This window comes from Methanolinea sp. (genome assembly GCA_030055515.1).
Taxonomy (GTDB): Archaea; Halobacteriota; Methanomicrobia; order Methanomicrobiales; family Methanospirillaceae; genus Methanolinea_A.
On the sequence record JASFYI010000001.1, the window covers coordinates 306460 to 328615 of the forward strand.

At 64.0% G+C, this 22156-nt stretch carries 25 protein-coding genes; 5 read left to right on the top strand and 20 right to left on the bottom strand.

Annotated features, from left to right (window positions below; all coding sequences use genetic code 11):
* Positions 1-78: 78 nt before the first annotated feature.
* Positions 79-1476, top strand: coding sequence for a replication factor C large subunit (locus QFX32_01675; protein ID MDI9632750.1), 1398 nt, complete (start codon positions 79-81; stop codon positions 1474-1476).
* Here the strand turns inward: QFX32_01675 and QFX32_01680 are convergent.
* Positions 1449-1877, bottom strand: a complete 429-nt coding sequence (locus QFX32_01680) for a UPF0146 family protein (GenBank protein MDI9632751.1) — start codon at positions 1875-1877, stop codon at positions 1449-1451. The two genes, QFX32_01675 and QFX32_01680, sit on opposite strands and share 28 nt — an antisense overlap.
* A gap of 12 nt (positions 1878-1889) precedes the next feature.
* Here QFX32_01680 and QFX32_01685 point away from each other — a divergent pair, with 12 nt between their 5' ends.
* The gene (locus QFX32_01685) at positions 1890-2420 is read left to right on the top strand and encodes a peptidase M54 (protein MDI9632752.1); all 531 of its coding nucleotides are present in this window, start codon (positions 1890-1892) and stop codon (positions 2418-2420) included.
* Between the two features lie 95 nt (positions 2421-2515).
* Complete coding sequence (locus QFX32_01690) at positions 2516-3025, top strand: CBS domain-containing protein (protein ID MDI9632753.1); 510 nt, start codon at positions 2516-2518, stop codon at positions 3023-3025.
* On the opposite strand, the gene QFX32_01695 is transcribed toward QFX32_01690, so the two are convergent.
* From QFX32_01695 to QFX32_01785, 19 genes are all read right to left on the bottom strand, one after another.
* Entirely contained in the window at positions 2961-4139 is a 1179-nt protein-coding gene (locus QFX32_01695; protein ID MDI9632754.1) for a cation:proton antiporter, read from the bottom strand. The two genes, QFX32_01690 and QFX32_01695, sit on opposite strands and share 65 nt — an antisense overlap.
* Positions 4140-4312: 173 nt before the next feature.
* A complete protein-coding gene (rpl12p, locus tag QFX32_01700) occupies positions 4313-4630 on the bottom strand; it encodes a 50S ribosomal protein P1 (protein ID MDI9632755.1) in 318 nt (105 codons plus the stop codon).
* A gap of 27 nt (positions 4631-4657) precedes the next feature.
* Positions 4658-5512: a 50S ribosomal protein L10 gene (locus QFX32_01705; GenBank protein ID MDI9632756.1), complete on the bottom strand. Its 855-nt coding sequence runs from the start codon at positions 5510-5512 to the stop codon at positions 4658-4660.
* A complete protein-coding gene (locus QFX32_01710) occupies positions 5513-6157 on the bottom strand; it encodes a 50S ribosomal protein L1 (protein MDI9632757.1) in 645 nt (214 codons plus the stop codon).
* 53 nt (positions 6158-6210) lie between these two features.
* Positions 6211-6687, bottom strand: a complete 477-nt coding sequence (locus QFX32_01715) for a 50S ribosomal protein L11 (GenBank protein ID MDI9632758.1) — start codon at positions 6685-6687, stop codon at positions 6211-6213.
* 103 nt (positions 6688-6790) lie between these two features.
* Entirely contained in the window at positions 6791-7264 is a 474-nt protein-coding gene (locus QFX32_01720) for a transcription elongation factor Spt5 (protein MDI9632759.1), read from the bottom strand.
* Between the two features lie 5 nt (positions 7265-7269).
* Entirely contained in the window at positions 7270-7464 is a 195-nt protein-coding gene (locus tag QFX32_01725; GenBank protein ID MDI9632760.1) for a protein translocase SEC61 complex subunit gamma, read from the bottom strand.
* A 6-nt stretch (positions 7465-7470) separates the two neighbouring features.
* Complete coding sequence (gene ftsZ, locus QFX32_01730; protein MDI9632761.1) at positions 7471-8562, bottom strand: cell division protein FtsZ; 1092 nt, start codon at positions 8560-8562, stop codon at positions 7471-7473.
* The gene (locus QFX32_01735; protein MDI9632762.1) at positions 8559-9878 is read right to left on the bottom strand and encodes a D-aminoacyl-tRNA deacylase; all 1320 of its coding nucleotides are present in this window, start codon (positions 9876-9878) and stop codon (positions 8559-8561) included. The genes ftsZ and QFX32_01735 overlap by 4 nt, the downstream gene beginning before the upstream one ends.
* A gap of 523 nt (positions 9879-10401) precedes the next feature.
* A complete protein-coding gene (locus tag QFX32_01740; GenBank protein MDI9632763.1) occupies positions 10402-12138 on the bottom strand; it encodes a DUF2070 family protein in 1737 nt (578 codons plus the stop codon).
* A 2-nt stretch (positions 12139-12140) separates the two neighbouring features.
* The gene (locus QFX32_01745; protein ID MDI9632764.1) at positions 12141-13064 is read right to left on the bottom strand and encodes a carbohydrate kinase family protein; all 924 of its coding nucleotides are present in this window, start codon (positions 13062-13064) and stop codon (positions 12141-12143) included.
* Positions 13061-13399 carry a DUF555 domain-containing protein gene (locus QFX32_01750; protein ID MDI9632765.1) on the bottom strand — a complete coding sequence of 113 codons (339 nt, stop codon included), beginning with the start codon at positions 13397-13399 and terminating at the stop codon, positions 13061-13063. The genes QFX32_01745 and QFX32_01750 overlap by 4 nt, the downstream gene beginning before the upstream one ends.
* Positions 13400-13408: 9 nt before the next feature.
* Positions 13409-13936, bottom strand: coding sequence for a nitroreductase family protein (locus tag QFX32_01755; protein ID MDI9632766.1), 528 nt, complete (start codon positions 13934-13936; stop codon positions 13409-13411).
* Complete coding sequence (locus QFX32_01760) at positions 13923-14279, bottom strand: hypothetical protein (GenBank protein ID MDI9632767.1); 357 nt, start codon at positions 14277-14279, stop codon at positions 13923-13925. Before QFX32_01760 ends, QFX32_01755 begins: the two co-directional genes overlap by 14 nt.
* A 144-nt stretch (positions 14280-14423) precedes the next feature.
* Positions 14424-14741: a DUF5350 domain-containing protein gene (locus QFX32_01765; protein ID MDI9632768.1), complete on the bottom strand. Its 318-nt coding sequence runs from the start codon at positions 14739-14741 to the stop codon at positions 14424-14426.
* A gap of 69 nt (positions 14742-14810) precedes the next feature.
* Positions 14811-16676: a Glu-tRNA(Gln) amidotransferase subunit GatE gene (gene gatE, locus QFX32_01770; protein MDI9632769.1), complete on the bottom strand. Its 1866-nt coding sequence runs from the start codon at positions 16674-16676 to the stop codon at positions 14811-14813.
* A complete protein-coding gene (gatD, locus tag QFX32_01775) occupies positions 16652-17902 on the bottom strand; it encodes a Glu-tRNA(Gln) amidotransferase subunit GatD (GenBank protein ID MDI9632770.1) in 1251 nt (416 codons plus the stop codon). The genes gatE and gatD overlap by 25 nt, the downstream gene beginning before the upstream one ends.
* Entirely contained in the window at positions 17899-19389 is a 1491-nt protein-coding gene (gene argH / locus QFX32_01780; GenBank protein ID MDI9632771.1) for an argininosuccinate lyase, read from the bottom strand. Before argH ends, gatD begins: the two co-directional genes overlap by 4 nt.
* A gap of 30 nt (positions 19390-19419) precedes the next feature.
* Positions 19420-19950 (bottom strand): helix-turn-helix domain-containing protein, encoded by a 531-nt coding sequence (locus QFX32_01785; protein MDI9632772.1) that lies wholly within the window; start codon positions 19948-19950, stop codon positions 19420-19422.
* A gap of 182 nt (positions 19951-20132) precedes the next feature.
* Between QFX32_01785 and QFX32_01790 the strand changes: the two genes are divergently transcribed.
* Positions 20133-21350 carry an ABC transporter substrate-binding protein gene (locus QFX32_01790; GenBank protein MDI9632773.1) on the top strand — a complete coding sequence of 406 codons (1218 nt, stop codon included), beginning with the start codon at positions 20133-20135 and terminating at the stop codon, positions 21348-21350.
* A 13-nt stretch (positions 21351-21363) separates the two neighbouring features.
* Entirely contained in the window at positions 21364-22128 is a 765-nt protein-coding gene (locus tag QFX32_01795; GenBank protein MDI9632774.1) for an ABC transporter permease, read from the top strand.
* Positions 22129-22156: the final 28 nt, after the last annotated feature.

Consider the following 22156-nt stretch of genomic DNA (forward strand, 5'->3'; position numbering starts at 1 on the left):
ACCCACGGTGGCGGTTGTGATATCTCATTGGAGCATCATCAGTGATAATTTATTTGATAACGTGTCGAATGTCTGGGCATGGACTGGGCGGAGAAATACCGGCCTGTTCACCTGCGCGACGTCGTGGGGAACACGGCCGCCCTCCACCAGATGCTCGAGTGGGCAAGGGACTGGAACCCGCGGAAGAAACCGCTGATCCTCTACGGGAAACCGGGTACCGGGAAGACGTCGAGTGCCCACGCGCTCGCCCGCGACATGGGATGGGACGCGATAGAGCTGAACGCGAGTGACCAGAGGACGCGGTCCGTGATAGAGAGGGTCGCGGGGAGTGGGGGCACGACCGCGAGCTTCACGGGGAAGCACCGGCTCATCATCATCGACGAGGCGGACAACCTCCATGGGACGGCTGACCGCGGGGGAGCCCGCGCGATCCTCGAGCTCCTACAGGTCGCCCGGCAGCCCGTCATCCTCATCGCAAACGATCTCTACGGGGTGGCCCCGGAGATAAGGAGCCGCTGCGAGCCGGTCCAGTTCAGGGCGATCCAGGCCCGTGCAATCGCGCCGAGACTCCGGTACATCTGCAGCGCGGAGAAGATATCCTGCAGCGAGACGGCGATTATGAAGATCGCGGAAGCCGCGGGGGGAGACATGCGGGCCGCGATCCACATGCTCCACGCGTCCGCGGCGGGAAAGGACAGGCTCGACGAGGAGATCGTCTTCTCGGCGAAGGACACGCGTGCGACGGTATTCGACGTCGTGGGTGCCCTGTACGGGAGGACCGACCCCGAAACCCTGCTGCGGCTCGCCTACGACGCGGACGAGTCACCCGAGACGCTCATCCAGTGGATCGAGGCAAACCTCGCGGGCATCGAGAGTCCCCGCGACCTCGAGGCCGCGTACTTTGCCCTCGCGAAGGCCGACATGTACATCGGCGATACCTACCGCCTCCAGTACTACACCCTCTGGCGGTATGCCCACGCCCTCATGCTCCTCGGTGTCGCGCGCGTGACCGCGGGGAAAGGGATCCGCTCGCGCATCAATCCCCCCGCGAGGTGGAAGAAGATCTCCTCGTACCAGAGGCAGAAGGCGGTGAGGGCCTCGTTCCTCAGGAAACTCGCCTCCGCACTCCACATGCCCGAGCACACCCTCCTTGAGGAGTACATGGATCCCCTCTGCCTCATCATCGAGCACGACCCGCTCCCGTACGCGAGGGAGTTTGCCCTCGATGCAGACGAGCTCGCCCTCGCGATCCACGACCGGGAGAGGGCCGCGGCCATCATCAAGGAGATTGCAGCCGCGGAGAAGGAGACAAAGAGGGAGAGAGAGAAGCGTTCTGCCGGGAAAGGCGAATCGCGCAGGAGGGAGGAATCGGCGAAGCAGGCCCCGGGAACGCCGGCAGAGAGCATCCCGCAGGACGCAGAACACGTGGAGAGGTCGCGGGCGAAGAATCAGAGGACCCTCTTTGACGGGTTCTGACACCTGTGGTACCTGTGCAGGATAACCCCGCAATCGACGAGTTCGCCCCCCCTCCCGTACCCCTCGAATCCGAGGTGGTAGACGAGGAGGTCGCAGTCGACTTCGCGGGCAAGGGCGATGAGGGGGGGAACCATCTCCTCGTGGGGCCGGATCGAGTAGATGAGGTCGCGGTCCCTGTAGAGGCTGACTGAAGGGGAGAACACGTCGTCCCGGAAGAACGGGATGCCGCCGTCCGTGGGCCCGGGGCGGATGTCGGTGCAGAAGACATCGAGTCCCGCGCGCGCGAGCAGCCGGGCGCAGGCAACGTTCTCCCCGACCCCCACCTCCGCCACCCTCCTGTAGTTCTTCGCGATGTGGGAGGCAATCAGGCTCTCAATACGTTTATACGTGCCAGTCACCATGAATAGTGAAGAATGGAACTCCTTATTTTTTGGGATACGGGAGCACCTTCCGGCATCCAGGCATCCTTCTGCAGGCAGATCGCATCGGTCCTCCCGGTCGTGCCACGGCTGCGCGAAAATCCCATCCTCGTGACGGGCTTCCTCCCCGCGAGGAGGCAGACCGACGCGACAGCCCTCCTCGACTCGCTCGACCTCTACAAGAGGCGGACGGGCTGCAGGGACCTCATCCTGCTCGTCGTGGGCGGGGACCTCTGCAGGGAGGGGGACGAGTACCTCTTTGGGCTCGCGAGGCCCGAGACGGGGACTGCCGTGGTATCCACGTGCCGGCTTGCCAACGACCACTACGGCCTCCCGCCCGACGACGGCGAACTCGTCGAGAGGCTCGTTAAGGAATCGGCCCACGAGGTGGGCCACCTCCTCTTTCTCCCCCACTGCTCCCGGGGAGAGTGCATCATGCACAACCCGCTCACCCTCGATGACATCGCCCGGCAGAAGAGGTGGTTCTGCCCCGAGTGCAGGTCCCGCCTCGAGGGTACCGCGTGAACCCTCCCCCCGCAATCGAATCCTTTTAATCGCATCCCGCGGGAACACTCATGGGAGGGAGGAGACGGTTGAGCACGCGGAGGGGGAACCGCGGAATGGCAGTGGGCGACGGGGACGCGGACCCGGCGCGCAGTCTCGACGTGCCCGTGGGCGAGATCATGGAGGGGGAGTTTCCCCGCGTTGGCCCATCCACTCCGATCGCGGCGTGCATCTCCCTGATGTCGCGCACGGGATGCAGGGGCCTGTACGTGACGGGAGAAGACGGCCGGTTTCTCGGCGTGGTCACGCCGGGCGATATCCTCGCGCACGTTCTCCCCGAGGTGGGGATGGGTGCAAGGAGGAAGGCGCACCACCTCGGGACGCTCCTCTCGGGGGCACCCCTCGTCGCGGCGGACGTGATGTCGCACAGGCACGCGAGCGTTCCGCGGGACGCTCCCCTCTCGGAGGCGGTCCGCCTGCTCGAGAAACACCCCTGCCCCGGGCTCGTCGTCACCGGGGATGGGGGTGTCGCAGTGGGCGTCGTCGATCCCTGCGCGGTACTCACGCACCTCTTTTCCCCGGGCGGGCCCCGCTGTGGGCAGCAAGGGAATAACCGTACGTCATGAGGAACGGCGAGAGGAGGACCGTCACGATCACGACGAGCGCGAGCGTCGAGAAGAGGGTCGCCGAGATGAGCCCCGCGGCAAGGGCTGTCTTTACCACGACGAGTGCCAGTTCCCCCCGCGGGCAGAGGCCCAACCCCACGACGAGCGCCCTGCCGTGGTCCCGGAGCGTGAGAACCGAACCCGCGAATCCCCCGAGTGTCTTTGAGGCCAGTGCAACGGCAACGAGGCAGAGGAGGAGCGTGACGGAGAATCCCGGGAGGTCGACGGGGAAGAGGAGCCCGATGGAGGCGAAGAAGAACGTCACGAAGAGGCCGAACGCGATGTCGGAGAGGCTGTCGTAGAGCGTCCTGTCGTTCCTCACGCTGTCTCCGAGGATGAGGCCCGAGAGGAAAGCCCCGATCGCGTAGTGGAGTCCCACGCGGTCCGCGAGGACCGCGCACGCGAGGCCGGCGATGAGGGCGACGGAGTAGGGCATCTCGTTCGTGTGGGCCCTGTGGGAGACGGAAAAGACCCAGAGTATCAGCCTCTTGCCGGGGAACAGGAGGATGGCGAGGAATAGCGCCGCGGAGAGCGCGCCGAGCAACGCGTCGCCGGTTTTGCCCCCGCCCGAGACGAGGGCAGGGAGGCTCCCGAGGAGCACGATGCCGAGGACATCGTCGATCACCGCTGCATTCACGATGACGAGGCCGATGTCTGTCTTCAGCTTGCGGAGATCGACGAGGGTCCTCAAGGAGACGCCGATGGAGGTGATCGAGAGGGTGATGCCGGTGACGAGCGACGCGGCAAGGTCAAAACCCCACGCGACCCCCACGGCGATCCCGGAGAGGAGGGGGATGGCGATACCCGCGACGGCAGCGTATATTCCCGTCTTCAGGGATCTCTGGAGGGCGCGCTGGTTGAGCTGGAGCCCGCTCGCGAAGAGGAGCAGTATGAGGCCGATGTCGGCGAACGTCCCCGTGACGGCATCCACCGAGACGAGGCCGAGAACCGCGGGCCCGAGGAGTATCCCCCCGCCGATCTCCCCCACGAGCGAGGGATACCCTGCCCGTTCGACGAGTTCGCCGAGGACCTTTGCGACCGCGAGGACGAGGAGCACCGAGATGAGGGGATCCATCGAGAGGTGGTTGCAGGGAGGCAATATTAAGGGGAGTGGTCACGTGCCGGGAGTGGCCGGCACCGGGGAGTGGGCGGTGGACCCGCGAAACGCGTGACTATCCCCGGATTTGCAGAACGGCGGGTGACCTATGGGGAATTACTGCGGGGAGAAAAAAGGGGAGAGGCGCGGGATTACCCGAAGAGGGCACCGAGGCCCGCCATCCCGCTCTCTTCTTCTTCCTTCTTCTCTTCCTTGCTCGGCTCGGCGGCAGCAGCGGAGGCAGCGGCCGGGGTTGCCGCGGCGGGTGCGGGTGCTGCGGCAACGACGGGTGCGGCGGCGGCCTTCGCGATGGCCTCCTCGATGTTTATCCCCTCGAGGGCGGCAACCATCGCCTTCACCCGGGCGTCGTCGACTGCGATACCGGCAGCGCTCAGGACTGCCTTCACGTTCTCTTCCTTGATCTCCTTTCCCGCCTTGTGCAGGAGGAGGGCTGCGTAGATATACTCCATCTCAATTACCTCTCTTTCTCGTTTTCTTCAGTGCTCTCCGGTCACTGCCATGAGAGCGAGGGATTCTCTGTAGGCTTTCCCAATGATCGCATCAATGACGTCTTTAGAGTAGACGCCGGCTTCGATCGCGAGTGCGCGGGCATCGCTCGCGGCCTTCGCGAGGATGTGCGCGGCAGTGTCCCTCGTCGGGATGACCGCGTTCACCGAGAGGTTGAACGCCTCGATTGCCGCGCGTTGCAGCTGGCTGTAGATCGCGTCCTCGTCGATCGCGAGGATCGACGGCTCGTAGACAGACCCCTCGTAGAGTGCTGCCTGGAGCGAGAGTCCCACGTCCATGGGTTTTATCCCGAGCTTCGCGAGGACGTCGGCGAGTTTCGCACTGATGACGTCGCCCTTCTTCGCGACGGTACGGGTCTCCCGGATCTTGACCTTCCCCGCCTCTATCGCGGCAGGGATACCCACCTGCTGCAGTTCACCGACGATCGGGCCGGGCTTGAAACTCGTGGGTCCCTTCTCCACCACGATGTCTGCCGGCGCAATCTCCCCCGGTTTTGCGGCCATCTTCGTCTTCGTCTTCTCCAGCGCCTTGAAAAGCCTGAAGGGGTTCATGTTGGTGAAGATGAGGGCCGACTGGCCGGAGATGTGCGGTTTCAGCTGCGCGATCGGTCCTCCCAGCTCGTCGAAGGCGCAGCGGATGAGCGTGTTGCGGGTCATCCGGATCTTCGCCTCCGACCGGAGGTTGCGCCTGATCTGCTGGAGCTGGCTCGCGGGGATACCGTACATGTCGACGAGGCCGACGAGCGAGTACTTCTTCGCGTCGGACTTGATCTCCTCGACTTCTCTCCTCTTCCACTCGGGGAGGTGGTGGGTGTACAACGGCATCTACACCACCCTCTGGGGGGGCCCCATCGTCGTCTTGACGTAGACCGACCGGATGTTGTGGGAACCCTGCTCGAGGACCGATTCGACCCTCCGCAGGATTGTCTCGATGTTATCCGCGATCTGCTCAGGGGTCATCCCCGTCGACCCGACCTTGACGTGGAAGGTCTTCTTGTCCTTCGTCCTGATCTTCACCGAATTGCGGAGACGTTCGATGATGGGCCTGATATCGGTCCCTGCCGGCACCGGCATGGGCATCCTTCCCCGCGGCCCGAGCCTCGGGCCGAGGTACCGGCCGACCTGCGGCATGACACTCGTCTCGGCCAGGAAGAAACGGTACGCGTTCGCGATCTTCCTGGCTTCCCGCGGTGCCCCGCCGAGCCGTTCGATCTCTTCGGGTCCGATGATCAGGTCCGCGCCTGCTTCCCTTGCCTGGGTGGTGATGTCACCCTTCCCGAGGACAGCGATGCTGACTTTCTTGCCAGTACCGTGGGGGAGGAGAATCGTCTCATCGATACGGTTTTTGGGCTGCGCCATGTCAATGTTCTTGAGATTGACAGTGATATCCACGCTCTCGGCAAACTTGCGTGGAGGCGCCTTCTCGATGGCTGCCTTCACAGCCTCTACGATTTTCGCCCTATCAACCATCTGTTTCCTCCATAGTGCGCGACCATTCCTGATCTTCTATGGTTCTCTCCCGTCTATTCCACGAGGAGCTTGTCGAAGGTACCCGCGTCGACGGCCTTCAGGGCGTCTTTTGCCCTCATGCCATTGACGGTGATGCCCATGCTCACGCAGGTCCCGATGACCTCCTTGACCGCGGACTTGAGGTTGTAGGAGAGCATGTCTGCCTGCTTCATACGGGCAATCCTGACAGCGGCCTCGATGGGAAGGTCCCCGACGATCTTCACGTTGGGCTCCGGGGATCCCTTCTCGACATTGACCTCCTTCTTGATGAGGGCGGTGGTGGGGGGAATTCCCACGCTCACCGTGAAGTTCTTCTTGTCATCGACCTCGATCCGGACCGGGACCTGCATGCCGTTGAAGCTCGCGGTCTGCCGGTTGATCTCGTCGACGACGGCCTTCACGTTTATGCCGAGGGGTCCAAGGGCCGGTCCCAGCGGTGGACCTGCGGTTGCCTTTCCTCCCGCAACTAATACCTCGACCACTTCTGCCATGCGTGTATCACCAAGCCGTCCCAAGAGGGATCGAGCGTGGGTAAAAAAGGTTTACCTCGGCAGACTTAAATCTATACCAGGGACCAGAACCGGGAAAGAGACCTCACTTCTCTTCGCCCCTGTCCACGACCCTCACGTTGTCGCCCCTGACAGTGATGGGAATCGGGAGAACGCTCTCGTAGAGCTCGACGGTGATCTCCTCCTTTCCCGTGTCTATCCTCTTCACGACGGCCTTCTCACCCTTGAAAGGCCCGGCGATCAGCTCCACGATCGTCCCCTCCGATATCCCGCTCACCACGGGTTTCGGGACGAGGAAGTGGGCGACCTCGGGGAGGGTCGTCTCACCGCGGACGACCGAGCGCGCGTGGGCGATCTTCTCCGCGAGCTGTTCGATCCGCGCGAGGCTCTCGGACGTCTCGACGAGCACGTACCCCTTCAGCTCGTCCGGGACGATGATTGCGTACACCTTGATGTCGGTTGCCCCTGACTCGATGGCCTTCTTGATGTTGTCCGCGACTGTCCTCTCCTGCTTCGAGGTCGTCTTGATCGCAAAAATCTTGTTTTGTGTCTCTTCCATGTCGATCAGAGGAGGAGGAGCATCAACTCATAGATTGTAAAACCGATCAGTCCCACGATGAGCACGCCGACAGCCGCAACGACCGCGATCTTCTGGAACTCCTCGCGGGTTGGTGTCCTCGCGAGCTTGATCACGCGCCAGTACTTGCGGAAGAGTTCCTCGTTGACATCGAACTTCAGTTCAGGCCTCGTTATCTCCATGGTCTCTCACTTCAAAAAGTCGATCTCGAACTGCCTCTGGACTTTCGGGGTAATTTTTTCGTTTCTCCCATATATTTGTGGCGACCGGACACCGGTGACGACGAGCATCGTCCGCATCTTGTTCTGCATGTTCGGGTCGATCTGTGCACCCCAGATGATCCGCGCGTCCGGCGAGATGCGGTTGTAGACCTCCTCGAGGACACCCTCCGCCTCCTCCATCGTCATGTCCGGGCCGCCGACCACGTTGACGAGCGCCGCGTGGGCGCCCGAGATGTCGACGTCGAGCAGCGGGGAGCGGATCGCCTTCTTGACAGAGTCCGCGGCCTTCTCCTCGCTATCGCTCTCGCCGACCCCGATCATGGCGACACCTCCCTTCTCCATGACCGTGCGCACGTCGGCAAAGTCGAGGTTCACGAGTCCCGGGAGGGTGATGAGCTCGGTGATGCCCTTGACGGCCCGCATGAGGACCTCGTCCGCGACCTTGAACGCCGCGTAGAGCGGGAGTTTCGGGACCACCTCGAGCAGCCTGTCGTTGGGCACCACGATGACGGTGTCCGCGACGTCGCGGAGCCGCTCGAGGCCGGCCTCCGCGTTCTCCATGCGGATGACACCCTCCGCCGTGAACGGGAGCGTCACGACGCCTATCGTGAGGGCCCCCTCGTCCCTCGCGGCCTTCGCGACGATCGGCGCGGCGCCCGTCCCGGTCCCGCCGCCGAGCCCGACGGTGATGAAGACCATGTCGCACCCCGCGACCGCCCGCCTTATGTCCTCCTCGTTCTCGAGCGCGGCCTCCTCGCCAATCTGGGGAATCGACCCGGCCCCGAGGCCCCGCGTCCTCTGCCTCCCGATGAGGATGCGCTGGTCAGCAACCGTGCGCGAGAGGTGCTGGGCATCCGTGTTGATCGCGATGAGCCGTGCGCCGTGGATACCTTCCTCCTTCATCCGGGTGATGGTGTTCGAGCCGCTCCCCCCGCACCCGATCACCGCGATCTCGGTCTTGAGCTCCCGAAGTACCTGGTCGAGGTCGTCGTTGTTCTTCCTCGTGTCCTGAAGTTCCTTGCTTGCTCTGGACAGTGCCTCTTCCACGATGGATGTCATCGCCATAGGTATTTCTCCAGTCCCGGGATGTGGATCTTCTTCTCTCTCGTGACAATGACCATTTCCGGCGTGACCTCCCTGTCCCCCGCGAGGACAGACTCCCCGTTCATCAGCCGGCTGAAGAGGGGTCCCCTTGGAACACCGAGCGCCTCGGCCCTCGCCGCATCGAACCCCCTCTTCCGGATCACTATGGAATCACCCGCGATCGACGTACTCTCCCCTCTACGTAAGATGTTTACACATAAGCTTATTAAATGATGCAATACCCTCTCCCTGCATGATTCTACCGTGATGAACCGGGGCATTGCCTTGCTCCGCGGCGTCACTATCCTTGCGACAGGGATGTTTTCGATGCCTTCGATGAACGCCCGGGAATCGGACCTGAGGACTTCCTCGAGCAGGTCGGGGGGGACATCGACGGGCACGGGCGCCCCATCCGGCCATGTCCCGTGGAACGTGACGTTGCTGTCGCCCGCGTAGTCTCCCGCGAGGGCTTGGACCTTCCTGTACGCGTCGAAAGAGAGGTTCCCCATGCGGATGAAGTCGTTTTCGGGAACGGTGGGGATACCCTCCCGGGAGAGGAGCTGCTCGAGCCTCCTCGTCTCCGCCGGCGGGAGCGATTTCCGGTCGATGTAGGCGGCGACTGCCCCGGTCCTCTCGACCATGTCCGAGACGAGGTCCCTGTCGAGGAGGGGGACGTCACGGCTGTGGACGATGTGGCCGAATGCAGCCCTGCTGTGGAGTGCGATGTGGGTCTGCCTCGCCGCGTAGTGGGTGCCCCCGAAGCCCACGACCGGGATGGTGTCGCCGGGTTCCGCACAGAGGATGCTCCGCGCGACTGCGGCGGCCGCCCCGACGTCCCTCCACTCCCTCTCCGTGCTCCCCACCTCGACGAAGAACGACGGGGTACCCACCTCGGTGGGCCCGTGGTGGGTAACCTCGTACGCGACCCTGTATCCCGGCGGGGCGTTGCGGGAGAGGCCGAGGAGGACGGCACGCATCCACGCGGGGGCAGCACGGGCAAGTGACCTCTCGAGACCCCCGAATTCCGCGGGCCCGAAGTTCCCCGTCACGTGGACGGTGAGGACCGGCACGGGTTTCTGCGAGGAGTGGCGGGAGAGGAATACGATGAGGTCTGCGTCGACCTCCCTGTCGATGCGGTCATGGAATATCAACCTGTCCTCGATCCTGTGGTGCACGAGGCGGTGCTCCTCGAGGGGATAGGGAGTGTGGGGTCTAGAGAGGAGCGAGAGGAGGGCGTCGTGGATGGTGCTCCCACCGGGATCGGAGAGGGAACTCACAAGGGCGATGTCCATTTCTCCCACTAACATGGGGTTCTAGGGTCCTATAAAGGGGAGGCCCCGGCAGGGGACGGGACGAGGCCACTGCAGTACACACAGGGTAAGCGCGGCGATTTCCCCTGATTCCATTGTGATTCACCGAGGACCCCGGGACGCGGTGTCAACGGGAGTCCGGTGTGGATTTTGCCGCCCGGGATGTCGCCGGTCTCCCCCCTGCCGGGTACCGGTTCCAAACACCCGTTTTCCCGGCCGGAGACGGGTTTTCCGCCGGTAAAACAGGAAAAATTTATATAATGGACTGTGCAACAAGTAAAGTGAAACCAGCATGGTCCAGGGCGGGAAATGCTGATACTCCATTTGATCATTGGCTGATACTCTCATGCATCGATGATCTTGTTCCGCCCGGATCATGGTGGTACTTGTCCTCGGATACCATTTCCCCGGGAAGGGACATCCACCTGTCTTTCGTCCGCGGGTAGTACTCCCGCACCGTCATTCCCGCAATGGTTTCCCGGGCCTCCCCGTTCCTCTCGCGCTCTCACCCGAGGACGAGGTAGGCGATGAGGGAGAGGAGGACGACGAGGAGGAGCATCCCCGCGCTCAGGAACGGGATGAAGACGAGCATCGTGTTGACGGTGCTTGCCATCTGCGCTATCCTGTGCGAGCCGAAGATCCGAACCCCCTCGCACCACGCGGTGCTCCCCGCCGCCTCGGCGGGAGAGAGGTCGCGGAGGGCCTCCGAGAGGCCCCTGTCGACCCACGGGATGATCTCATCCACCGGGACGTGGAGGCCGATCGGGTTCCTGCCCTTCACCGTGTTCACGACGTGGGAGTCGGTTGTCATCAGTTCTGCCTCGTCCACCCGCGAGAGGACGTGGTCCCGTATCCTCTCCCTCACGCCCGCCTCCATGTTGTTCCCGTCGAAGAGGATGTACGCGGTTGTCTGCCCGTGGACCCTGACAACCGCGACCTGGATACCGTTGTCGCCAAAACCCTGCTCGCGGGTGAAGGGGACCTTCACCTGCGATATCCCGAGCTCGAACGGCCCCGTCGCGCTCCCGTGCATCTCTCCTATCGCCCGCAGCGCGGCCCTGTAGTATTCCATCGCGGGACGCGTTGCAGGGAGGACGTACGAGGCGTTTCCGGCGGAGCAGTTGTGGGCATCGACGAACCCCACGTTCTCGAAGAACCTGTGCCCTTCCCCCATGATGGTCATGCCGATGTTGAAGTCGATGTCCTCTGTCCTTTCCGGCGACCGCGTGCCCACGATGAGGAGTGTCCCGTCGAAGGCCTGGCAGAGGAGGGAGACGTGCCCCTCAGAGAACCGCGCCGAGCGCGTCGCGTGCGGGGAGAAGCGGAGGGACCCGCGCGTCCCCCTCACCGCCTCCACGAGCTTTGCGATCTCCCGCTCCGAGACCGGGTTGAAGTCGTGGGTTGCCGCGCCGTGGGGGACCATCACCATCTCCTCGAACCCCGCCTGCATGCCCCTCGGGAGGTTTCCCCCTCCGATCTCCCCGACCGGCCCGGGATGGATGTTCGGGATCGTGATGACGAGTCCCCGGCGCTCCCCCCTCCGGAAGAAGATGCTCACCTGGGGGATAGTGACCTCCTCCCCGATCCTCTCGAAGAACTCCTCGAGCGCCCGTGACCCGTCCGTCAGGTGCGCGAGGAAAGAGTTTACGAAGTCGAGCCCGCGGACGCGGAACGCCCTGTACATGGGCCTGTCGATGAGCCAGATGAGGAGGGAGAAGCCCCCGAGGAAGAGTACCTGGAGGAGGAGGGCGAGCGGGAGGAACTGTGGCGGGAGGAGAAAAGTCGCGATGGCGATCCCGGCCGCGCTCTGGATTCCCGCGGGAACGATCATCCGCGCGATCCGGTAGTCGGCGATCGCGACGAGGACGAGGAGGCGGAGACCGAACATGAACCCGAGCGCGATCGCGTACGAGATCCCGGCGTGGGCGGGCGAGATGAGAATCCCGCAGAGGACTATCAGGACCCCGAAGATAACGCACGAGAGGGCGAGGAGGGCCGACCTGTTCCACGTCATCGGCCTCCCGAGGAGGCTCACCAGCGGCTTCGTCGCGACGAACGCGGCGAGGGCGGGGACCGAGAAGAGGAGCGTTCCGAAGAAAGGTACGGTTCCGTGCAGGAGCGGGATGCCGTCGATGAGGAGCCCGGTGATCGCGATGATGGCGATGGAGTCGGGCCAGGAGGGCGCGTTGAAGAGGAACCGCGCGAGCCTCTCGAGCCTCGCCTCCCCGCCCGCGACAGACATCCCTATCCCCCTTCCGGGCTGCCCGATCCCCTCTCCGGGTGGGAGCGCTCGGGGAATTCCCCGAAGGACTCCGTGTACCGCGACTCCACCATCTCCCACGTGGGAAGGTTCGTCTGGCAGCCGGGGACCTCGATCGCGAAAGAGGCAGTCACGCTCCCCACCCTGCAGCAGTCGGGGAGGGAGTACCCCCTGTAATACGCCGCGAGGAACCCCGCGCGGTACGCGTCGCCAGCACCGGTCGGGTCCCTCACCTCCCTGTGCACCGCGGGGATGTGAATCCGGCCCGTTTTCGTGTAGAGGTCGCTCCCCCCTGCACCCGCCGTGAAGACCGCGACGGGAACCCTCGCGGCGAGCGATTCCCTCGATATCCCGAGCATCCTGCACATGGCATCGACCTCGTGCTGGTTGGCAAAGAGGATCCCGACCCTCGAGAGGATCGCTTCCAGCTGGCCAGGCGTGTACCTGTGGAGGTCTTGTCCCGGGTCGAACGTGCAGAACCCGGCGTTCGCGGCAACCCTCACGTTGAAATCGGGGTCTGCCGTCGCCATGTGCACGAACGGGAGCGCGGGCGCAGGTGCGGTGGCAAAGATCTCCGATGCACCCCACTCGAAGAAGGTGATCTGGTCTCCCCTCTCGTTCGTGAACATGAACGCGGTCGGGGTGTGCGCATCCTTCACGTGGAAGAGCTGCTGGCGGACGCCGAGGGACTTCTGCCACCGGTCGTAGTCACTCCCGGGGAAGTCGTCGCCCACGGCACTCACGAGGGTGCACGGGACCCCCAGCCTCGCGATCCCCGCCGCGATGTTCGCTGCCCCCCCGCCGTAGGAGACCCACCGCCTGATGATCGTGACAGAGCTGTTGGGAGGGGGAAAATCCCGTACCGTGCAGATGTGGTCAAACGCCGTGTGCCCGACGACGTAGATCACAGGGGGCAGACCTCCTTTACCTGGAGGGGGACGTCTCTCAGCGCCTTCCCGATGACGGAGCGGGCAATCCGGCTCGCGTGTTCCGGCGACTCCGCGCGGAAAACCTTCATCTCGAGGAGGAGACCCACGAGCGCGGTCTTCGCGACGACGAGCGCGCTATTGAGTTCCCCGTCGCAGAACGGGCACGCGAGCATCCCGACCTCGACGTCGACGAAGGACGCGACCGGGTTGAGGCGCTTCCCCGCCTCGGAGATCGCGATGCTCACCGCGTCGTCGAGCGAATCCACGTCCTTCACGATGAAGGCACCCTCGAGGATGACCGTGTAGTCAGGCATGCGACCACCTCACCATGCGTCGTGGTGGACGTGCTCCTCCACCGGGAGCCGCGGAGTGGGTTCCTTCGGGGGATATCCCTTGCCCACGCAGAGGATGGCGATCGGCCGGACGTGGGGAGGCAGCCCGAGGATTGCCTTCACCTCTTCCTCGTCGAATGCCCCGACCCAGCAGGTGTGGAGCATCCGCGCGTGGGCCGCGAGCATCATGTACGTGCACGCGATGGTGGCATCCTGGATCGCGTAGAGGATCCCCCTCTCCCCGTACCGCGACATCGACCGCACGTAATTTGCGCAGACGACGAGCAGAACGGGGGCATCCCTCACGTGTTCCTGGCCGAGGGCAGCGTCCGAGAGGTCTTCCCTTGTGCCCGGCTCCCTCACCACGACGACGTCCCACGCCTCGAGGTTTCCCGCACTCGGGGCAGTGCTCGCGCAGTCGAGCAGGTAAGCGATGTCCCCCTCGGGAACGGAAACGTTCCCAAAGTCCCTCACCGATGACCGCGTGGCGAGGAATTCGTAGAACCTAGACGAGTCCATGCTCCCCGAGGACCTGCATTGCCGCCTGCGCGGCCGTCGTGACGGCCGTGATTGCCTCGCTCAGCTTGAGGGAGGCTGCGCCGAAATTCTCGCTCTCGACCGTGCTGATCGACTCGGAGAGGAGATTGATGGCCTTCCTGAACTCCTGGTTTTCTGTTCCCCTCCACGCGAACTCGAGTTCCGAGCGCACCGCCTCGAGGAGGAGAATGAGCATCCTCTTGCCCCCCGCCCTCTCATTCGCGGGAAATCCGGCGAGGGAGATCGCGAGCTGGGAACATATGATGAGCTCGCTCTTTGCCCTCTCTGCGAACTGGAAATTCCTGATCGCGGCCTTCAGATCCATACTCTCAATTCCGTGCCTGGATACATGATACTTCTGCAGGAACACAGGGCAACCCTCCCTGGACGAGGAACGTGTCCTTCCGGGTTGGAAATCACGCAGAAAAGGAGAGCTGCCGCGGTCCCGGGGAACGCGTGGAAAAAATATTCAGCGGGAGGATTTCTGCTTCGTGCCGAGCACCGATGACTTTGACCTGCGCATGTACTTGCGGACCATCGGGTTTCCAACGGGCCCTGATTCTGCCGACCGTCCGCGGCCGCCCCTCGATCCCCGGCCACCGGAGCGACCCTTGAATCCACCGTGCCCCTCGCCCGATGCCTCGTTGAGCTTCTGCAGGGATGCCCCCGCCTTGAATCTCTGGTTCGGTCCTGGTTTCTTGTACTCGGCCTCTGACCGGGGCACGAGCCTTATCTGGCCCTTAACACCCTTCACCTGGGCCCATTGCACAGATCCCGTCTTTCCCATATCCTAGCTCCCTATCTTTTGTATCCCCGTACATTTTAATACTTCCCGCAATCATGCCTCCGCGGCAAGTCAATTCCCGAGTGCCCTCCGGATCTCCCCCCGCAGGATCTCGGAGACCTTCTTCCCGTCGGCTTTCCCGCCGACCTCCTTCATCATGGGTCCCATGAGCGGACCGAGAGCAGATTCCCCCCTCTCGCGGACGAACGCGATCCTCTCCCTGACCACGCGTTCCGCGATCGCCCTGAGATCCTCGTCCGAGACGGTCCCTCCCAGTGACGAGAGGACGGACTCGGTATCCGCTCCCCTGCAGATCGACCGGAGGGCCTCGGGGATTGCCTCCTTCGAGATCTTCCCCTCCGCGACGGCAGAGAGTACCCGGAGGACAGGGGGAACCGCGCGGGAACCTCCCCCACCCTGTACATCGAGGACTCGGGACGTATCCAGCCCCTCGCGCGAGAGTTCCTTCACTGTCGCAAGGAGCGTCCTTGCCGCGAGGTTGGGGGCGATCCCGCTCCTCACTGCCTCCTCGAAGAGGGGGAGGTGCTCGGAATACGCGATCTGCTTCGCGAGGGCCCGGTCCAGCTCGAGCTCGTTTGCGAACCTCGCGGCGCGCTGCTCGAGGAGCTCGGGGACCTCTATCGAGTCCCAGAGTTCCTCCGTGACCCGGACGGGGAGGACGTCTGTCTCGGGGTACATGCGTGCCGCGCCGGGGAGTGGGCGCATGTACGAGGTGTTCCCGTCCGGCTCCATCTTCCGGGTCTCCTCGGGCACGCCCTCGAGCGCGATCCTCGCCCTCCGGACGACCTGCCGGCAGGCGCACTCGGCCCTCGCGGCATCCGCGGCGACGATGACCACGCAGTCCTGCGCGCCTGCGCCCACCGCCTCCCTGAGTGCCGCGACCTCCTCTGCCGCGATGCCATAGGCGGGGAGCTCGTCGGTGTGGAAGATCCCGCCGACACCGCACTTCTTCGCGTAATCTGAGAGTTCGCTGCCGAGCCTCCTCCCCGGCTGGATCTCCTCCCCGACGAGTCCGGAAAACCCCCTCAGGAGAACGGCGAGGATGCACGGTGCCTTCTTCAGGATGGAAGACTTCGTCCCCTTGAAGACCGCCGTGACGTCCCTTGGGTCAGGGTCGACCTCTGCCCCCCTCTCCCGGAGGCGGTCCCTGATGGAGAGGAGTCTTTTCTGCCGCGCGACCTCCCTCTCCACGACCTCGGGTATCATCTCGAGCTCCTGCACACCCTTTATCTCCACGCGTGCACCGCCCGGGATGGAGATATTGATGTCCTGCCTGATCGTCCCAAGGCCCCTCTTGACCTTCCCCGTGGAGCGCAGCAGCATCCCGAGGTACCGGGCGACCTCGTAGACCTCCCGGGGGGTGTGCATGCAGGGCGCAGTCGTGATCTCCACGAGGGGAATTCCCAGCCGGTCGAGCGAGAACGTGTCGTCGCTGACCCGCTGGGCAGCCTCTTCCTCGAGGCATATGGTCTCGATCCTCACTCCTCCCGGGATAGTTCCGTCAACGGCGACGAGGGCCGTCCTCTGGAAACCGGTCGTGTTCGACCCGTCGATGACGAGCTTTCGCATCGTATGCACCTGGGGCACGGGCGTCATGCCGCACATCTTCGCGATCTGGAGGCAGACAGAGAGCGCCTCCATGTTCATCGGGGCAGGGGGCTCCTCGTCCTCCTCGACGAGGCACGTGGTGTCGTACGCGTAGTAGCAGAAGCGGCGGAGGTTCTTCATCTCCTCTTCTGCGGCCCGGTCTACCTCGCCCAGTTCGCTCTCGGTCGCCCGGAGGTACCTGTGGAATTCCCCGCTGCGCTGGTCGAAGGGGCGCAGGACCGTCGGGCAGTGACAGAAGAGCTTCTCCCGCGTGTTCAGCTGCTGGTGGATCTCTATCCCTGCCGTCAGGGGTGGTTCATCGCCGACCATGGTACCGACCTCGGTGAGTATTCCCCCTTGAGATTCTCCCGCATCAGTGCGCGTGCCTCCTCCGCGTCCCGCGCGTTCCCGAGAACCCACATCAGCTTGACAAGGGCAGTCTCCGGCAACATGTCCTCCCCCTCGATGACACCGGCCTTGAGGAGGTCACGCCCCGTGTCGTAGACCCTGTCGCAGACGCGCCCGTGCAGGCACTGGGAGGTCATCACGACCATTACCCCGTCCCTGACGAGGTCCCCGATCACGGGGACAAGGGCAGAACTCACGTGGCCAAGCCCCGTTCCCGCGATCACGAGTCCCTCGAGGGAATCAAGCTGCCCGAGCGCCTCCGGCGGCATTCCCGGGTAAAACTGCACGAGCGCGCACCGGTCTTCGAGCCTGTCGCGGAGCGATGGTTCCGCCTCCCCGCGCTTTTTCACGCCGGGACCGAGCGTCACGCGGAGGTCAGGGTAACTCACGTGGCCGAGAGGGGGGGTGCCGATGCTCTTGAACGCGTCCCTCCGGGAGGTGTGCATCTTCCTCACCCGGGTCCCCCTGTGGATCGCGCACCGGTCGTCGCTCGTCGTCTCGTGCATCACGACGACCACTTCCCCAAGGTCGCTCACAGCAGTCTTCGCGCTGCAGAGCGCATTCATCTGGTTGTCGGAACTCGGGCGGTCTGCCGACCGCTGGGAACCCACGAAGACGATGGGGACCGGCGTCTCTATCATGAAGCTGAGCGCGGCAGCGGAGTAGGCCATCGTGTCGGTCCCGTGCGTCACGATGACACCTTCCACGCCGTCCTTTATCTCCGAGAAGACTGCCCTCGCGAGGTCCTGCCAGAGCGATGGCGTCATGTTCTCCGAGAGGATGGTGGAGATCTTCCTCGTCCTGAACTGTGCGATCTCCGCGAGGCCGGGGATGGCCCGGAGGATGTCCGACGCGTCGAACTGGCTCGTCACCGCGCCTGTCCGGTAGTCGATCCTGCTCGCGATGGTACCTCCCGTGGAGACTATCGAGAGGCGCGGGAGGGACGGGTTCTGGACGACCTCCTTTGCGGGTACTTGCGGGGAGACTCCCTTCTCGACGAGCCTGCAATCGCCGGGAGGAATACCCACGTTGTACCCGCTGTCGAGCTTTACGACCGCCATCCCGTCCCGCTCGGTGATGTACGTTGCCGTCCTCTCGCGCCCCCCGATCGCGAAAGCAACCCGGTCGCCGGGCGAGAACCCTGTCACGTCCCTGCCTCCTTCCTCGCGTCCTCTAGGAGCCTCCTCTGCGCCTCGGAGAGTGCCGCGCGGCGCCCCTCGAGGAACGCGGAGTCCTCCTCGAGTGCTACCCTCCTCTCCGCGAGGGACACCTTCACCGCGAAGGGCGAGGGCGCACCCGGTGCCCTCCTCCGGTCGACGGCGGACGTGACGTCGAGGGCAGCCGCGACCTCCTCCTGCGTGAGACCGAGCGCGGATGGTTTCGCGAGGCCCTCCTCCTCGGCGGCGCGGTCGAGCGCGGGGAGATCGAGGGCTCCCCTCGAGATCGCCTTCCCGACGAGGGTATGCGCCCTCCGGAACGGCATCCCGTACTTCTGGACGAGGATGTCCGCGAGGTCGGTCGCGGTCGTGTACCCCTTCCCCGCCTCCGCCGCCATCCTCTCCACGTTGAACCTTGCCGTCGCGAGCATGTCGACGAGGATGCGCGTGCTATGCTTCGTGTCGTGGATCGCCGCGAGGAGAGCGGGTGTCAGTTCCTGGAGGTCCCTGTTGTAGCTCATCGGGAGGGCTTTACAGATTGAGAAGGCAGATGCGAGCGCCCCGAAGACGGACCCGGCCTTCGCCCTCATTATCTCGGCGCTGTCGGGGTTCTTCTTCTGCGGCATGATGGAACTCGTGGAACAGAACGCGTCGTCGAGGTCCACGAACTGCACGAACTGCGAGCTCCACACCACGAGCTCCTCGCAGAGCCTGCTTGCGTGGGACATCAGGATGGAGAGGTCCGCCATCACCTCGAGCGCGAAGTCCCGGGATGCCACCGCGTCCATCGTGTTCTCGAGGATACCGTCGAACCCGAGGAGGGACGCGACGAGGGCGCGGTCGATCGGGTAACTCGTCGATGCGAACGCCGCGGCACCGAGCGGGCAGAGGTTCGTGCGGGCGTACGCGTCCGAGAGCCTCGCGAAGTCGCGGGCAAACGCGGCCTCGTGGGCGAGGAGGTGGTGCGCGAGCGTCGTCGGCTGGGCATGCTGGAGGTGCGTGAACCCGGGCATCACGGTCCCCACGTGCCCTTCCGCGTGGTCGAGGAGGACGGTCCGCAGGCTGACGAGGATGGCAAGCTGCCGGGTGATGTCTTCCCTGACCTTCATCCGCAGGCACGTCGCGACCTCGTCGTTGCGCGATCGCCCGATGTGGAGCCTCCCTCCCGTCTCCTCGCCGAGGACGGAGACGAGGTGGGACTCGATGCCCGCGTGGACGTCTTCGAAGCGATCGTCGAAGATCGAGTCCGGGATGCCATCGTCGTACAGCCTGAGGAGTGCCCGCAGCAGGTCGCGGGCCGTCTCCCTCGGGATGATGTGCCTCCTGTAGAGCATCAGGACGTGGGCGATGTCCACGAGGATGTCTGCATCCGCGATGTAGCGGTCCGCCTTCATGGACGAGAGGAAATGCATCATCTCGCCGGTCCTGTCCCCCCGGAGCCTTCCCCTCCGGACCACGTCCTCTGGTATCATCTCCATGCCGACCCGTACATTGGGGGAACCGGGAGATTAAATCCACGCCTTCCGCGCGGCGAGCTCGATCGCCCTCTGGACCGAGTCCCGCGGGATGATCGTCGCGACGGGGATATTCACGATCTGTTCTATCACGCTGCTCACGATCGGTGCGCAGACGATGGCGATCGCCCCCTCCCTCTCGGCACGGAGGGCACTGATAATCGCCTCCTCCATCGTGTGGACAGGGTACTCCCTCACGCGGATGCGCCGCCCGTCGACGACAGCAGTCCTCTCCTGCACGACGTCGAGGACGGGCCGCGCCGCTATCAGGCCGATGAATTCGCCCTCCGGGGTGCGCGAGAATCTCCTGATGGCCCCGACTATCGCGCGGAGCGTCGAGAGGTTCGGCGACCTCTGCCCCTGCACGATCTTGTAGAGCGTACTTGGCGCGATACCGCTCGCCTCCGCGAGTTCCGCGACGCTCACGCGCAGGTCCTTCCGCATCACGTCGCGGAGCACGAGCGAGAACTCCTCGTCCGAGAGGAGCGCTGCCCGCACGACCTTGTCGACGGGATCCGCGATCACGGGCAATCCCTCCCCGCGACTCCTCCCCTATCCTGTCCCCCTGCCAAAGTCACACCCGGTTTACTCTTATTGTCAATTAATTTTAGACAATAATGTTATTTAAATAATTATATTATCCTAATTGTAAAAATATATTGCGATTTTTAGATAATTTAAAAAGTTCCCGCGACACAGGATGTAGCATGGAATTGAAACCGATTTCCATCCTCGCAGGGGCCATCATTTGCGCGCTCCTGGTCGCAGGCTGCACCACGCAGACCACGCAGGCACCTCCCGCGACGCGGGATACCGTAATCGTCACGTACACGAAGGGAACGGGCCCGATGCCCACGCTGCTCGGGACGGAGCAGATCGACGGGTACATCGCGTGGCAACCGTTCGTCGAGGTTGCCCCCCTCGCGAACATCGGCAGGGTGCTCGTCTACTCCGGCGACATGCCCCCCGAGGGGAGGTGGAAGAACCATCCCTGCTGCGTCTTCACCGCGACCTCGGATGCCATCGCGGGGAGCCCCGGACTCACGAACGCCCTGACGGCGGCCCTCGTGCTCTCGACGCAGTACATCGGCGAGCACCCCGACGAGGGTGCCGAGATCGTGGCAGACTGGCTCGCGGGGAAGGGGAACTTCACGTACGGGAACATCTCCGTCTCTTCCGTGGAAGTCCTGAAGAGGGCGTTTCCCACCGTGAAGTTCGTCAACGAGCCCACCCCGTCGTGGAAGAAGTCGAACCTCGAATTCGTGTACGCCCAAAGGGAACTCGGCGTCCTCACGGGGGCACTCGCGAACTCGACCGACGAGGAGACACTCAGGATCCTGTTCGATTCGTCCCCCTACGATGCTGCCGCGGCGATGATCCGCGAGGGCCGGATCGCGACGCCTGCACCCGAAAAGGACCCCGTCGGCATCGGGTACCTCATGTCGGACCACCACGCGGCACTCTTCGTCGCCATCAAGAAGTGGGAGTACTTCAACGAGACCTACGGGATCAGCATCCGGCCGCGCGACACCACGGCGTCCCGGCCTGACGTTGCGGACCTCGTCGTGAATGGCCAGAAGGTCGCGGAGCTCCGCCTCATCCCTGGCGACGCGGGGCCGCAGCTCATGCAACTCATGTCCACGGGCAACATCAGGTACGCGCTCGTCGGGAACCCGCCCGCGATCGCGGCGGCGGACAAGGGGACGCCCGTGAAGATCATCATGGCGCTCAACGGCGAGGGCTCGGGAATCGTCGTGAACGACGACTCGCCTGCACGCGACTGGGCTGGGTTCGTCACGTGGGCAAAGGAGAGGTCGGCTGCAGGAAAGCCGGTGAAGATCGCCGCGCCGGGGAAGGGATCCATACAGGATGTCCTGTTGCGGTACTCGCTCGATGCAAGCGGTTTATCTGTGAGGGAAGGATAAACTAGAAGGGATCATGAGGTACCAGCGGGCCCTCCTCCCCCTCTTTCTCGTCGCGGCGTGGGAGGCTGCGGCCTTTCTCATCAACAATCCCTTCATCCTCCCCTCCCTCGCGACCGTCGTCCCCATCCTCGCGAATCCATTCTCGGCGAGCTACACCCTCGGGACGGGGAGCCTCGCGGAGAATGCCGCGGTCAGCATCCAGCGCGTCAGCCTCGGGTTCACCATCGCGATGCTGGTGGCGATTCCGCTCGGCGTGATGATGGGACGGTCGCAGGTCCTCAACGAGCTGTTCGATTCCCTGATAGAAATCCTCCGCCCCATCCCCCCCCTCGCGTGGGTGCCCCTCGCCCTCGCGTGGTTCAAGATAGGGCTCACCTCGATCGTCTTCATCATCTTCATCGGCGCGTTCTTCCCCATCCTGCTCAACACGATCGACGGGGTGAAGTCGGTGAAGAAGACGTGGCTTGAGGTCGCAACGACCCTCGGGGCAAACGAGAGGCAGATCCTCCTCAAGGTCGTATTCCCCGGCGCCGCGCCGATCATCTGGACAGGGCTCCGCGTGGGATTCGGGATCGCGTGGATGTGCGTCGTCGCCGCAGAGTGGCTCCCGGGGATCACGCGGGGGCTCGGGTACCTCATCCTCTACGCGTACAACTTCGGCCAGACGAACCTCATCATCGCGGGGATGGTGGTCATCGGGTTCATCGGCCTCTCGATCGACATAATCTTCAAGAAGGCAGAGAAGCGGTGGTTCTCGTGGCGGGGGCTCGAGCGATGAATGGATCTAGGCCCCGGAAGGGGGGTGG